This is a genomic window from Stenotrophomonas sp. FW305-3-2-15-E-LB1 (assembly GCF_058787375.1).
Genome location: NZ_JBYSZR010000001.1, coordinates 260135 through 274498 on the forward strand (window position 1 = coordinate 260135; position 14364 = coordinate 274498).

A 14364-nucleotide genomic window follows, 5' to 3' on the forward strand; every position below is an offset into this window, starting at 1 on the left:
GTTGCCGCGCACGGCAACAGGCAGGAACAGGAACAACCGGGCGGCACGGGGCCGCGCGCCGGTGCGAACAGGCTGGCTCATCGCGTGAACTGTGGGGAGATGGGGCGAATGATAGGCCAAACACCCCTCCCGGCGTCACCGCAGCGTGAAAGCCAGGCCCTGGTTCGGGGTCAGGGCCCGGCCGCTGCCATCAGCGCGCGGCCACCGGGCTGCCCGCCGGCCACTGCACCACCGCTTCCAGGCCGCCCTCGGGCCGGTTGCGCAGCCACAGGCGTGCACCGTCCTTCTCGGCCAGCGCGCGGGCGATGGTCAGGCCCAGGCCGGCGCCACCGGTCTGCCGCGAGCGCGAGGTCTCCACCCGCACGAACGGGTCGAACACGGCTTCGAGCTGCTCATCGGCCAGGCCCGGGCCATCGTCGGCCACGACCACGGTGATCGCACCGCCGCTGCGGTCCACCCGCACCCGCACGCGCTCGGCGTACATCACCGCGTTGTCCACCAGGTTGGAGAACAGCCGGTGCATGGCCAGCGGCCGCAGCATCAGCACCGCGCCGCTGCCACCTTCAAAGGCCACGTCGGCACCCGCTTCGGCGGTGTCCTCGACGATGCTTTCCAGCAGCGAATCCAGATCGAGCGCAGCGCGCTGTTCAGCGCTCTCGGCGCTGCGCGCCAGTTCCAGGCCTTCGCGCACCAGCGCCTGCATCGCCGCCAGGTCGCCGATCAGGCGCTCACGCAGGATCTCGTCGGTCACGTTTTCCAGGCGCAGGCGCAGCCGGGTGAGCGGGGTCTGCAGGTCATGGGTGATCGCCGCCAGCATCTGCGTGCGTTCGGCCAGGTGCCGCTGCAGGCGATGCTGCATGGCATTGAAGGCCTCGGCGGCGCGCTGCACTTCGCGCGGGCCGCGCAGGGGCAGCGGATCGCGCTGCAGGTCGTCACCCAGTTCTTCGGCGGCCGAAGCCAGTTCCTGCAGCGGCGCACTGGCCATGCGCGAAACGATATAGGCCAGCACCGCGATGGCCAGCACCAGCAGGGTCAGGAACAGCGGGTCCACGGCCAGCACGCCGTTGTGCGCCACCGCCGGCGAATCCAGCGCCAGCTTCAGCGCGGTGCCATCGCTGAGGACCACGTCCACGGCGCGGCACTTGGGCGGAATGAAAGATGGATCGCGTTCGCGCGGCGGGCGGCGGTGGCCCGGCGGCGGCGGCGGCAGCAGTTCCTGCAGCTTGGGGATGCACGAGCGGAACGAGGTGAAATGCACGTGCGCGCGTGCCACCGGTCCGGGACGGTCATCCAGCACTTCCATCAGCGCGGTGTCGATGCGCCCCACGCGCGCACCGGACGGAAGTGCGCGCACGCTCGGCCCGCCGATCTCCAGCAGGCGATCGCGCAGTTCCGGGTTGCCGTCGAGCAGGTTGACGTAGCCCTGCAGCCGGTCGGCAATGCGGTTCAGGTTCTGCCGTTCGAAATCCTGCTGGCGCTTGGACGTGGCCAGCATGGTCGCGCCGATCGCGGCCACCGCCATGCCCAGCAGCAGGATCACGAACAGCCGCCCCACCATCGAGGACAGGAAGTGGCGCAGGCGCTTCATCACGGCTTATTCCAGGTTGACGGCCGAGGCCAGCACATAGCCTTCGTTGCGCACGGTCTTGATCAGCCCATCGGGGCCGCCATCGTCGGCCAGCTTGTTGCGCAGCCGGCTGACCTGCAGGTCGATCGCCCGGTCCTGCGCTTCGTAGTTGCGGCCGCTGCTGAGCGCGACCAGCTGCTCGCGCGAGAGCACCTTGTTGGCGTGCGCGATGAACACCCGCAGCAGGCGGAACTCGGCGCCGGACAGCACCACCACGCGGCCATCGGGGTCCACCAGGTGGCGGTGTTCCAGATCGAAGATCCAGCGCGAGAAGCGTGCGCGGCGCACGGCCAGCGGTTCCAGGTTGGCCGGCAGCGCCTCGGTCCGGCGCAGCACGTTGCGGATGCGCGCCAGCAGTTCGCGCGGCTCGAACGGCTTGGCCAGGTAATCGTCGGCGCCCATTTCCAGGCCCAGCACGCGGTCGATCGGCTCGGCGCGCGCGGTGAGCATGATCACCGGCGTGTTCGAGCGCGCGCGCAGGTCACGGCACAGGGTCAGGCCATCCTCGCGCGGCAGGTTGAGGTCGAGCACGATCAGGTCCACGTGCTCGCGTTCCAGCAGCTGGCGCATGCTGGTGCCATCGGCCGCGGTGCTGACCAGGTAGCCGGCGCGGCCGAGCTGTTCGGCCAGCAGGGTGCGGATGTCATTGTCGTCGTCGACGATCAACAGGCGATGCATCGGGTTTTCGGTCTCCATGTCGCGATTTTCCCGTGTCGGGAGCTGAACCGCATCCTGTCCGGTGCGTACCACTGTATCGACGCCGGGGCGGGATACCTGCAGTTACGCGTTTCGGCCGCCAGTGTTACACATGGACACACCTCGAGGATTGAGCCCGCCCGCGCCCGATCTTCACAATGCCCACCAATGCCGCTGCGGCGGCCTGCCTGAGTGAAGCCCGCACGTGATCTCCCGCCTGTTGCCCGCGACCCGCCGGGGTCGTCTGATCGTGATTGTCCTGCTTGTGGTGATTGCTGCCGCGTGCGCCTGGTGGCTGCTGCGCAAGCCCGCCGCCCCGGCCCTGGCCACCAGCCCGGTCAGCCGCGGCGACATCGAACAGACGGTGGAAGCCACCGGCGTGATCGACGCCTACAAGCTGGTCAGCGTCGGCGCGCAGGCTTCGGGCCAGATCAAGTCGCTGAAGGTGCAGCTGGGCGATACGGTGAAGGAAGGCGACCTGATCGCCGAGATCGACGCCACCACCCAGCAGAACCAGGTGCTCAACGCGCAGGCCTCGCTGGACCAGGTGATCGCCCAGCGCGCCGTGCAGCAGGCCAGCCTGCGCCAGGCCGAGCTGGACTTCGCCCGGCAGAAGGAGATGCTGGCCGCCGAGGCGACCTCGAAGCAGGAATACGATGCCGCCGAGGCCACGCTGAAGACCGCCCGTGCCCAGCTGCAGTCCTACGAGGCGCAGATCAAGGGCCGCGAAACCGAGCTGGGCACCGCCCGCGCCAACCTGGCCTACACCCGCATCACCGCGCCGATGGACGGCACCGTGGTGGCCGTGGTGGCCGAAGAAGGCCGCACGGTGAACGCCAACCAGACCGCGCCGACCATCGTCATGCTGGCGCGCCTGGACGTGGTCACGGTCAATGCCGAGGTGTCCGAGGCCGACGTGGTCAAGATCAAGGCCGGCATGCCGGTGTACTTCACCACCCTGGGCGACCCGGACCGCAAGTACCACGCCACGCTGCGCCAGATCAATCCGGCGCCGTCGTCCATCGCCAACGAAAGCTCGTCCAGTTCCAGCAGTTCCTCCAGCTCCAGTTCCAGCAGCGCGGTCTACTACAACGCACTGTTCGACGTGGAAAACCCGGATGGCACCCTGCGCATCGACATGACCGCGCAGGTCTCGGTGCTGCTGCAGCAGGCCAAGGGCGCGCTGCTGGTGCCTGCGGTGGCGCTGGGCCCGAAGACCCGTGACGGCGAGCGCGTGGTGCGCGTGGTCGACGCGCAGGGCCAGCCGCAGCCGCGCAAGGTCAAGGTCGGCATCAACAACGGCGCCTCCGCGCAGATCCTGTCCGGGCTGAAGGAAGGCGAGCGCGTGGTGGTCGGCGAAGGCGGTGCGGCCGCGTCCAGCAGCGGCAGCGGCAGCGGCAACCGCGGCGGTGGTGCCATGCGAATGGGCGGGCCCGGTGGCATGGGCCCGCGCCGATGAGCACGACGGCGCCCCTGCTGCGCCTGCGTGACCTGCGCCGCGAGTTCCCGGCGGGCGACGATGTCATCGCCGTGCTGCGCGACGTCAACCTGGACATCCATGCCGGTGAGATGGTGGCCATCGTCGGCCAGTCCGGCTCGGGCAAGTCCACGCTGATGAACATCCTCGGCTGCCTGGACCGCCCGACCCGCGGCAGCTACCAGGTGGCCGGCCGCGAGACCGGCAAGATGGAGCCGGACGAGCTGGCCGAGCTGCGCCGCGGGCATTTCGGTTTCATCTTCCAGCGCTACCACCTGCTGGGCGACCTGGATGCGCGCGGCAACGTGGAAGTGCCGGCGGTGTACGCCGGCAGCCCCGGGCCAACCCGCAATGCGCGCGCCGAGCAGCTGCTGCAGCGGCTGGGCCTGGGCGACCGCATGCACCACAAGCCGGGCCAGCTGTCCGGCGGCCAGCAGCAGCGCGTGTCCATCGCCCGTGCCCTGATGAACGGCGGCGAGGTGATCCTGGCCGACGAACCGACCGGTGCGCTGGACACCCGCTCCGGCGAGGAAGTAATGGGCATCCTCGGCGAGCTGCATGCCGAAGGCCACACCATCATCCTCGTCACCCACGACATGAGCGTGGCCGAACACGCCCAGCGCATCATCGAAATCCGCGACGGCGAGATCATCGCCGACCGCGCCAACCCGAAGGCGCCCAGCTACCGCGCACAGCGACAGCCAAGCACCGACGTGGCCCATGGCAGCAGCTGGCGCGCGGCGCGCGACCGCTTCACCGAAGCGTTCCGGATGGCGCTGCTGGCGATGAACGCACACCGCCTGCGCACCTTCCTGACGATGCTCGGCATCATCATCGGCATCGCCTCGGTGGTCTCGGTGGTGGCGCTGGGCAACGGCTCGCAGCAGCAGATCCTGCAGAACATCAGCGCGCTGGGCACCAACACCATCGACGTCTATCCCGGCCGCGGCTTCGGTGACATGCGCTCGGCGCGCGTGCAGACGCTCAAGGCCAGCGACGCCGATGCATTGTCAAAGCAGAGCTACGTGGACAGCGCCACGCCCAGCGTGTCGACCTCGGTCACGGCGCGCTACCGCAACCAGTCGGCCACCGCCCAGGTCAGCGGCGTGGGCGAGCAGTACTTCCGGGTGAAGGGCGTGACCCTGCTCGCGGGCAGTTTCTTCGACAGTGATTCGGTGCGTGGCCTGGCCCAGGAAGGTGTCATCGACGAAAACACGAAGACCCAGTTCTTCCCTGACAGCGATCCGATCGGCCAGGTGATCCTGCTGGGCAACGTGCCGGTACGCGTGGTCGGCGTGGCCAAGAAGCAAAGCTTCGGTTTCGGCGGCAGCACCAGCCTGGGCGTGTTCGTGCCCTACACCACGGTGATGTCGCGCATGCTGGGGCAGAGCCATGTCTCCAGCATCACCGTGCGCGTCAACGATGAAACACCGATGGATGCGGCGCAGGAGGCCATCACCCGCCTCCTGACCCTGCGCCACGGCACTGAGGATTTCTTCCTCAGCAACAGTGCCGAGATCCGCGAGACCATCGAGCAGACCACGCGCACGATGACCCTGCTGATCGGCGCCATCGCCGCCATCGCGCTGCTGGTCGGCGGCATTGGCGTGATGAACATCATGCTGGTGTCGGTGACCGAGCGTACCCGCGAGATCGGCGTGCGCATGGCGGTGGGAGCGCGGCAGAGTGACATCCGCCAGCAGTTCCTGATCGAAGCCGTGCTGGTCTGCCTGATCGGTGGCGTGCTCGGCATCGGCCTGGCCCTGCTGGTGGGCGCGCTGATCGGCCACTTCTCCAGCAACTTCCAGGTGGTGTTCTCGACCGCCTCGATCATCGCCGCGTTTGCCTGCTCGACCCTGATCGGCGTGGCGTTTGGATTCCTGCCGGCACGCAATGCCGCCCAGCTCGACCCGGTGGAGGCCCTGGCCCGCGAATGAAGATGATGACCCGACTGACCTCCCCTGCCCCCTCGCGCCTGCTGCTGGCTGGCGCCGTGCTGCTCGCCCTGTCCGGCTGCGCCTCGGTGGGCCGCTATCCCACTGCGGACCCCGCCGTGGCCGCGACCTATGGCCGTGGCGATGCCACCCTCAATGCGCCGGCCGACGACCCGCGCAGCAGCCTGGATACCCCGGGCCGCGATATCCGCCAGGACACCTGGTGGACCGGCTTCGGCGATGAGCGCCTGGACCGCCTGGTCACGCAGGCCCTGGCCGCCAACAGCGACCTCGGTGCGGCCGGCCTGGCCGTGCAGCGCGCCCGCCTGCAGGCCGGCCTGGCCGGCAACGCCCTGTTGCCGCAGCCGTCCTCGTCCGGCGTCAGTGCCAGCGGCAGCCGCCCCACCGACCAGGCCGCCGACTGGAGCCGCGGCTATTCCACCGGCGTGTCGCTGTCGTGGGAGGTGGACCTGTGGGGCCGCCTGCGCACCGAGCGCGACATCGCCCGCTGGGAAGCCCAGGCCAGCGAGGAAGACCGGCAGAACACCGCCCTGCTGGTGATCGGCGACACGATCAGCCAGTACTGGTCGCTGGCCTACCTCAACCAGTCGATCGCCAGTGGCGAAGCGAACCTGCAGCGGCTGGAGCGCACACGCGACCTGGTGCAGGCGCGCTTCGATGCCGGTGCGGTGTCGAGGCTGGAAGTGCGCCAGGCGCTGCAGAACCTGGAATCACAGCGTTCGGCGCAGAGCGCGCTGGAACAGCAGCGGGTGGAAGTACGCAACGCATTGACCGTGCTGCTGGATGGCACGCCGTGGCCACAGCAGGACGAGCCGCAGGACCTGCAGGCCGCGCGCAGCCCGGGCATCGACGAAGGCCTGCCGGCCGACCTGCTGGGCCGCCGCCCCGACCTGCGGGCCGCCGAACTGCGCCTGCGCAACAGCCTGAAGACCATCAAGGCGACCGCCACCCAGTACTACCCGGCGCTGAGCCTGACCGGCAGCCTCGGCTCCAGTGCGACCTCGCTGGGGGATGTGCTGCGCAACCCGGTGGCCACGCTCGGCGCCGGGCTGTCGCTGCCCTTCCTCAATCTGCAGCGTGCGCAGCTGGACACGGACATCGCCGGCACCGCCTATCAGATCGCCGCGACCAACTTCCGCAAGACGCTGTACACCGCGCTTTCGGAAGTGGACAACGCACTCTCCGCGCGGGAGCAGCTGGCCCGCCAGGTGGCGTCCTCGCAGGCGTCCTATGACCAGGCGGTGGAAGTGGAGCGCGCGCAGGAAGTGCGTTACCGCGTGGGCGCCACCGACCTGCGCACCTGGCTGGAAGCGCAGCAGACCCGCCGCGATGCCGAACTGTCACTTGCCCGCGTGCGGCAGAGCCAGCTGAGCAACGACGTGACCCTGTTCAAGGCGCTGGGTGGCAGCGCGGGGTGAGGCAATGCGGGGCTGCGCCCCGCACCCGCCGAAGCAACGTCAACGGCAACGTCAACGGCAACGTCAAAAGCTGGCTCCCTGTGGCATGGCGGGGTGGGTCCGGTGGCAGGGGACGCCGTGAACCCTTCCATGGGGGCTTGGTCGCCGCATCCATGCGGCTCACACCCCTGCCACCGGACCCACCCCGCCCTCGACAGACTTCCGCGATCTGTCGGAATCTGCTGCTGATGGTGGGTGTCGACCGTTGGTCGGCACGGGCCCTGATCCCGGTTCTGCCCTGGTAGGTGTCGACCTTGGTCGACACGATCCTTTCGATAAAAAAAGGGGCAGATCCCTTATCCCGTTGGGGAGGGATCTGACCCCGATCACGTCAGCCGAGCGTGGGCTCGGCTCTACAGAAGCTGCCGGCCGATCAACCGCGCTGGCGCACGGCCTCGAACCCACGAGCTGTCGGAATCTGCTGCTGATGGTGGGTGCCGACCGTTGGTCGGCACGGGCCCTGACCCTGGTTCTGCTCTGGTAGGTGTCGACCTTGGTCGACACGATCCTTCCGATAAAAAAGGGTCAGATCCCTTCTCCTGTTGGGGAGGGATCTGACCCCGATCACGACAGCCGAGCGTGGGCTCGGCTCTACAGAAGCTGCCGGCCGATCAACCGCGCTGGCGCACGGCCTCGAACCCACGAGCTGTCGGAATCTGCTGCTGATGGTGGGTGCCGACCGTTGGTCGGCACGGGCCCTGACCCTGGTTCTGCTCTGGTAGGTGTCGACCTTGGTCGACACGATCCTTCCGATAAAAAAGGGTCAGATCCCTTCTCCTGTTGGGGAGGGATCTGACCCCGATCACGACAGCCGAGCGTGGGCTCGGCTCTACAGAAGCTGCCGGCCGATCAACCGCGCTGGCGCACGGCCTCGAACAGGCTGACGCCCGCGGCGACGGAGACGTTCAGGCTCTCGATCTCGCCCGGCATCGGGATCTTGACCAGGCCATCGCAGTTCTCGCGGGTCAGGCGGCGCAGGCCATCGGCTTCACCGCCCAGCACCAGCGCGATGTTGCCCTTCAGGTCCAGCTGGTACAGCGAAGCGGTGGCCTCACCGGCCAGGCCGTAGATCCAGACGCCCTGCTTCTGCAGGTCCTTCAGGCAACGCGACAGGTTGGTCACCGCCACCACGGGGATGAGGTCGGCGGCGCCGGCCGAGGTCTTGCGCACAGTCGCATTGACCGTGGCCGACTTGTCCTTGGGAATGATCACGGCGGTGGCACCGGCTGCGGCGGCCGAGCGCAGGCAGGCGCCCAGGTTGTGCGGGTCCTGCACCTCGTCCAGCACCAGCAGCAGGGCCTTGCCCTCGGCGGCGGTGACCAGGCCTTCCAGCTCGTTCTCGCTGTAGGTGCGGGCGGCGGCATAGCGCGCGGCCACGCCCTGGTGGCGCACCGAGCCGCCGACACCGTCCAGCGCCTGGCTGTTGACCTTGCGCACGTCGATGCCCTTGCGGCGGGCGTTTTCCTCGATTTCGCCCAGGCGCGGGTTCTTCGCACCGGCCTCGACCAGCACTTCGCGGACGTTGTCAGCGTCGTTCTCGATGGAGGAGGCGACGGCGTTGACGCCGACGATCCACTGGCTGTTCTTGCTCATGCGGGGGCCGAACCGGAAAGGGGGTGGCTATGGTAGAGCATCGGCGTCGGCCGCGCTGCGCGCTCGCCGGGCATGGCCCGGCGCTACCCGCCGTTCATCCTTCGGCTGAACGGCTGCGCGCCGGCCAATGCGGGGTGTCGTGGTCGGGGTGCTGGTGGGACACGACCGTGGCCAGGAACTCCAGCGCCTCCACATCCTCCTCAGTACGGGTGCCGGGCAGCTGGCCCAGGCCGTCCACGAACGGCAGCTTGCGCTCCAGGCCGTACTGCCGGGTGGGCGGCAGGCGCTCGGGTTCGTCGAAGGCACCCGCAGCCACGGCCATGCCGTCAGGGGCCTCGTAGGTCAGCGGGGTGCCGCAGTCGCCGCAGAAACCGCGCCTGACCACGTTGGAGGACTGGAAATAGCGCGGCTGGCCACGGGTCCAGCTGAACTGCACGCCGCGCACCGACACCAGGGGCGCGTAGTACCCGCCGAAGGCCTTCTGGCACATCCGGCAGTGGCAGATCGAGCTGTCGGTGAGGGCGCCACGCGCCTCGAAGCGGATGGCGCCGCACTGGCAGCCGCCGTGGTATTTGGGTTGGCCTTGCATGCTGGGTTCCTCCGAAACGTCGTGCCAACCAACGGTTGGCACCTACCGGGTGAGAATCTGCCAACCAAGGTTGGCACCTACCGGGTGAGGAATCTGCCAACCAACGGTTGGCACCTGCAGGGTGAGGAATCTGCCAACCAACGGCACCCACCTACCGGATGAGGTAGGTGCCGACCGTTGGTCGGCACGCCTTTCAATACTGCTTCTTTTCGCGCTTGGCCGGCCTGCCGCGTTCCGGCAGCGGCGGCAGGCCATCGCCCTCGTCCCCGCCCTTGTGCTCGACCAGGCGGAAGTCGATCTTGCGCTCTTCCATGCTGGCCTTCAGCACCAGGATGCGCACGCGGTCGCCCAGCCGGTAGCTGCCGCCGCGGCGTTCGCCGGTCAGCGTCTTGCGGGTGGCGTCGAACTTGTAATAGTCCTGCGGCAGCTGGGTCACGTGGACCAGGCCCTGCACCTTGGAATCATCCAGTTCCACGAACAGGCCGAAGCTGGTCACGCCGCTGATCACGCCGTCGAACTGGCCACCGACATGCTTCTCCATCCATGCCGCGCGGTAGCGCTCGTCGACCTCGCGCTCGGCCTCGTCGGCACGACGCTCGCGCTCGGAACACTGCAGCGCCAGCGCAGCCATCTCGCGGGCGTTGTAGGTGAACTTGTCGAGCGGCTTGCCGGACAGCGCGTGCTTGATCGCACGGTGTACCAGCAGGTCGGGATAACGACGGATCGGCGAAGTGAAGTGCGCGTACGCCTCCAGCGCCAGGCCGAAGTGACCGTGGTTGTCCGGGCTGTAGACCGCCAGGCTCTGGCTGCGCAGCAGCACCGATTCCAGCAGCGTGGCATCGGGGCGGTCGCGGATCTTCTTCAGCAGCTTGGTGTAGTCGCCCGGGCGCACCTTCGACCACGGCGGCAGGCTCAGCTTGAATTCCTTGAGGAATTCCAGCAGGTCGGCGAACTTGGTCTCCGGCGGCTTCTCGTGGACGCGGTACGGGGCCGGCACGTGGCGCGACAGCAGGTACTTGGCCGCCTCCACGTTGGCCGCGATCATGCATTCCTCGATCAGCTTGTGCGCATCGTTGCGCACCAGCATGCCGGCCTGGGTCACCTCGCCACGGTTGTCCAGCACGAAGCGCACTTCGCTGCTTTCAAACTCGATGGCGCCGCGCTTGGCACGCGCCTTGGACAGCACCTTGTACAGCTGGTGCAGGCGCTGCACCTGCGGCAGCAGCCCGCCCATCCAGGCCTTGGTATCGGCATCGTCCTCGCCCACCGCCTTCCACACCTGGGTGTAGGTCAGGCGCGCGTGCGAGTTCATCACCGCTTCGTAGAAGCGCGAATGGGTGACCACGCCGTCGCGGTCGATCTGCATGTCACAGACAAAGCACATGCGGTCGACCTTGGGCATCAGCGAGCAGATGCCGTTGGACAGGGTCTCCGGCAGCATCGGCACCACGAAGCCCGGGAAGTACACGGACGTGGCGCGCTTCTGCGCTTCCTCGTCCAGCGGCGTGCCCGGGCGCACGTAGTTGGAGACATCGGCAATGGCCACTACCAGGCGGAAGCCATCGACATTCGGTTCGCAGTACACCGCGTCATCGAAGTCCTTGGCATCCTCGCCGTCGATGGTCACCAGCGGTGTGCTGCGCAGGTCGACGCGGTCGCCGATCATCGCCGGCTCGACCACCATCGGCACCGAGGCGGCCTCGTCCAGCACCTCCTGCGGGAATTCGAACGGCAGTTCGTGGCCGTGGATGGCCGTCTCCACCACCAGCGAGGCGGTCAGCTTGTCGCCAAGTACCGCGATGATGCGACCGATCGGCGGGCGGCGGCTGTCCGGTGCCTGGGTCAGTTCGCAGACCACCAGCTGGCCATCGCGCGCGCCACCGGTCTGGTCCGGCGGCACCTGCACGTTGCGCTGGATGCGCTTGTCATCGGGCACCACGTAATTGATGCCCATTTCAATGCTGAAGCGACCGATCAGGCGGGTCATGCCGCGCTCGAGCACGCGGGCGATGCTGCCTTCGCGGCGGCCACGGTGATCGATGCCGGTCACGCGGGCCAGCACCTTGTCGCCGTGCATCACCTTGCGCATTTCATAAGGCGGCAGGAACAGATCGTCGCCACCCTCGACCGGGCGCAGGAAGCCGAACCCTTCCGGATTGGCGATCACCACGCCGGTCACCAGGTTCAAGGTCTGGATCGGCGCGAAGCCGCCGCGGCGGTTCTGCACCAGCTGGCCATCACGGACCATCGCGCCCAGCCGGCGCGACAGCGCCTCGGCACGGTCGGCCGCGGTCAGGCCCAGGCGCGCGCCCAGTTCCTCGGCGGTCTGCGGCCCTTCGCAGCGTTCCAGCAGGGCCAGGATGGCCTCGCGGCTGGCGATGGGCTGTTCGTACTTCTCGGCTTCGCGCGCGGCATAGGGATCGTCGATCATCTTGCCGGTGGGCGGCAGCTTGCGGCCCGGGGCCGGGCCCGGTGTGGCGGCATCCATGCCGCGGCCCTTGCGGCCGCGTGGCGGTGCACCGCCTTCATTCAATTCGGGGAACCAGCCCGGCAACGGCTTGCCCGGCTTGGTGGTGCGGGCTGCGCCCGCCTTGGCGCCCTTGGTCGGGGCCTGGCTGCGGGACTTGCTCCCGCCCTTGCTTGGTTTTTTGGTAGTCATCGCCCTACATGGTAGCCGCTGCAGGCGTGCAGAGCGGGTCAGAGGCGGCTTTGGAAGCACCGCGTGAAATATTTGTTGGAAGTCGTTGACAGCCTGCGGATTCATCTTCACAATTGCGCCTCTGGAACGCCCAGGTGGCGGAATTGGTAGACGCACTAGTTTCAGGTACTAGCGGGTAAAACCGTGGAGGTTCGAGTCCTCTCCTGGGCACCAACGAAAAAACTCCTCGCTTCGGCGGGGATTTTTTTTGCCTGTCATCCAGGAACAGGGGGTCGGATCCCTTTCCAGAGGAAAGGGCTCTGACCCCAGAGCGAGATTGTTATCGAGAAGTGTTGACACCCCGGTAACAACACCCCATAATCTCGCTCCTCGACGCCCAGGTGGCGGAATTGGTAGACGCACTAGCTTCAGGTGCTAGCGGGGGCAACTTCGTGGAGGTTCGAGTCCTCTCCTGGGCACCATGTCGAGAAAGAAAACAACCCGCGCAAGCGGGTTTTTTCTTGCCTGCAATCCAGGATGCGTAGCGCCGGGCCATGCCCGGCGAACGTAATCAGAACAACGGCCGCAGCACCAGCTCCAGCCCGAGCAGCAGCAGGGACCCAAGGAAGCACGCGCGGAACACCCGTGCACTGATGCGCTGCCGGATCACCTGCCCCAACCACATCCCCAGCAATGCCGGCAGCACCGCCAACGCACTCAGCCCCAGTTGCTGCACGCCAAAGGCACCATGGATCACCAAACCGGTGGTCAACGAAATGGTCGACACGGTGAACGCCAGGCCCAGCGCCTGCACCAGCTCCTCGCGCTGCATGCCCAGCGACTGCAGGTATGGCACCGCCGGCATCACGAACACACCGGTGGCGCCGGTCACCACGCCGGATATCGCACCCACCAGCGGCCCCAGCCAGCGCTCGCGCCGCTGCGGTACGCGGAACACCGGTGCCAGCAGCGCGTACAGCGCGTACACCACCAGCGCCACGCCCAGTGCAACGCGCGACCAGGTGCGATCCACCCGCACCAGCAGCGCGGCCGAACCCAGCGTCACCACCACCACCGCCAGCATCATCGGCCACAGCCGCCGCACGGTATGCCCCAGCGAAGGGCCGGACAGCAGCTGCCAGGCATTGGTGACGAAGGTGGGGATGAACAGCATCGACGCCGCCGCCACCGGTGACAGCGCGCCACCGAGCAACCCCATCGCCACCGTCGGCAGGCCCATGCCGGTCACGCCCTTGACCACGCCGGCCAGCACGAACACCACCACCAGCAACCCATAGAAGTACAACGTCTCGTTCATGCCGCCATTGGAGCGGGCGCCGTGCGGGCGCACAATGCGGTCTTCCCGCCCCTGCCTTCGGACCACCCGAAGGCAGCCCCGACCGGAGCCCCCCCCCCATGCGGATGGACATCGCCGATCTGCGCCTGTTCCTGGCCGTGGCTGACGCCGGCAGCATCACCGCCGGCGCCGGCCAGGCCAATCTTGCACTGGGCTCGGCCAGCGAGCGCCTGCGCGCGATCGAGGCGGACGCCGGTACCGCACTGCTGAACCGGCATCCACGCGGCGTCAGCCTGACCGAGGCCGGCGCGGCCCTCGCCCACCACGCGCGGCTGATCCTGCAGCAGCAGGCGCAGCTGCGCGGCGAGATGGAAGCCTTCGCCCAGGGTGCGCGCGGCACCCTGCACCTGTATGCCAACACCGCGGCACTGACCAACTACCTGCCCTCACGGCTTGCGCCCTGGCTGGCACAGCGCCCGCGCCTGCACGTGGAGCTGCACGAACGCACCAGCACCGAGGTCGTGCGCGCGCTCAGCGCCGGCCAGGCCGAAGCGGGCATCATCAGCGACGCGGTACCTGCCGAGGGCCTGCAACGGCACGTCGTGTCCGAAGATCCGCTGGTGATGCTGCTGCCTGCCGACCACCGCTTCGCTGCCCGGCGCTCGCTCGACTTCGTCGACGTGCTGGGCGAAACCTTCGTCGCACTCGCCGATGGCAACGCGCTGCAGACCTATGTGGAAGAACTCGCGGGCGAGGCAGGACGTCGGCTCGATGTGCGCATCCGCATGAAGACCTTCGAAGGCCTGTGCACGATGGTGGGCCACGGCATCGGCGTCGGCATCGTGCCGCGCACGATCGCGCGGCAGCATCGGCGCAGCACGCAGACGGTGTGCGTGCCACTTGCAGATGCGTGGGCGCAGCGCCGCCTGTGCGCCTGCTTCGCGGATTGGACGCGCCTGTCGCCGGCGATGCGCAGCCTGCTGCAACACCTCGGCGTACCGCCGCAGAAAAAAGCGTGAAATGTTGTTGACACAT

Annotated in this window: 10 protein-coding genes and 2 tRNA genes; 6 read left to right on the top strand and 6 right to left on the bottom strand. The window is 68.1% G+C overall.

All coding sequences use genetic code 11. The features are described 5' to 3' along the window. Nucleotides 1–190: 190 nt before the first annotated feature. Together AC3WL7_RS01355 and AC3WL7_RS01360 are read right to left on the bottom strand one after the other, a co-directional pair. Nucleotides 191–1588, bottom strand: coding sequence for an ATP-binding protein (locus AC3WL7_RS01355; protein WP_492749069.1), 1398 nt, complete (start codon nucleotides 1586–1588; stop codon nucleotides 191–193). A 6-nt stretch (nucleotides 1589–1594) separates the two neighbouring features. Continuing rightward, a complete protein-coding gene (locus AC3WL7_RS01360) occupies nucleotides 1595–2323 on the bottom strand; it encodes a response regulator (protein ID WP_079221281.1) in 729 nt (242 codons plus the stop codon). A 205-nt stretch (nucleotides 2324–2528) separates the two neighbouring features. Here AC3WL7_RS01360 and AC3WL7_RS01365 point away from each other — a divergent pair, with 205 nt between their 5' ends. The 3 genes from AC3WL7_RS01365 to AC3WL7_RS01375 are packed head-to-tail and all read left to right on the top strand — an operon-like array spanning nucleotide 2529 to nucleotide 7173. Continuing rightward, nucleotides 2529–3782: an efflux RND transporter periplasmic adaptor subunit gene (locus AC3WL7_RS01365; protein WP_492749070.1), complete on the top strand. Its 1254-nt coding sequence runs from the start codon at nucleotides 2529–2531 to the stop codon at nucleotides 3780–3782. Beyond that, complete coding sequence (locus tag AC3WL7_RS01370) at nucleotides 3779–5737, top strand: MacB family efflux pump subunit (RefSeq protein WP_492749071.1); 1959 nt, start codon at nucleotides 3779–3781, stop codon at nucleotides 5735–5737. The genes AC3WL7_RS01365 and AC3WL7_RS01370 overlap by 4 nt, the downstream gene beginning before the upstream one ends. Further along, the gene (locus AC3WL7_RS01375; RefSeq protein WP_492749072.1) at nucleotides 5734–7173 is read left to right on the top strand and encodes an efflux transporter outer membrane subunit; all 1440 of its coding nucleotides are present in this window, start codon (nucleotides 5734–5736) and stop codon (nucleotides 7171–7173) included. The genes AC3WL7_RS01370 and AC3WL7_RS01375 overlap by 4 nt, the downstream gene beginning before the upstream one ends. Before the next feature lie 888 nt (nucleotides 7174–8061). Here AC3WL7_RS01375 and rlmB read toward each other — a convergent pair. The 3 genes from rlmB to rnr form a co-directional block, all read right to left on the bottom strand. Beyond that, complete coding sequence (gene rlmB / locus AC3WL7_RS01380) at nucleotides 8062–8805, bottom strand: 23S rRNA (guanosine(2251)-2'-O)-methyltransferase RlmB (protein ID WP_492749073.1); 744 nt, start codon at nucleotides 8803–8805, stop codon at nucleotides 8062–8064. A 94-nt stretch (nucleotides 8806–8899) separates the two neighbouring features. Next, entirely contained in the window at nucleotides 8900–9394 is a 495-nt protein-coding gene (locus tag AC3WL7_RS01385) for a GFA family protein (RefSeq protein WP_492749074.1), read from the bottom strand. Nucleotides 9395–9587: 193 nt separating this feature from the next. After that, nucleotides 9588–12053: a ribonuclease R gene (gene rnr, locus AC3WL7_RS01390; protein ID WP_492749075.1), complete on the bottom strand. Its 2466-nt coding sequence runs from the start codon at nucleotides 12051–12053 to the stop codon at nucleotides 9588–9590. A 128-nt stretch (nucleotides 12054–12181) separates the two neighbouring features. Here rnr and AC3WL7_RS01395 point away from each other — a divergent pair. Continuing rightward, a tRNA-Leu gene (locus AC3WL7_RS01395) sits at nucleotides 12182–12266 on the top strand. 161 nt (nucleotides 12267–12427) lie between these two features. Beyond that, a tRNA-Leu gene (locus tag AC3WL7_RS01400) sits at nucleotides 12428–12514 on the top strand. An 89-nt stretch (nucleotides 12515–12603) separates the two neighbouring features. Here the strand turns inward: AC3WL7_RS01400 and AC3WL7_RS01405 are convergent. Next, nucleotides 12604–13350 carry a sulfite exporter TauE/SafE family protein gene (locus AC3WL7_RS01405; RefSeq protein WP_492749076.1) on the bottom strand — a complete coding sequence of 249 codons (747 nt, stop codon included), beginning with the start codon at nucleotides 13348–13350 and terminating at the stop codon, nucleotides 12604–12606. Between the two features lie 98 nt (nucleotides 13351–13448). On the opposite strand from AC3WL7_RS01405, the gene AC3WL7_RS01410 reads away from it, so the two are divergent. Further along, complete coding sequence (locus AC3WL7_RS01410; protein WP_492749077.1) at nucleotides 13449–14348, top strand: LysR family transcriptional regulator; 900 nt, start codon at nucleotides 13449–13451, stop codon at nucleotides 14346–14348. The last annotated feature ends 16 nt before the right edge of the window (nucleotides 14349–14364 follow it).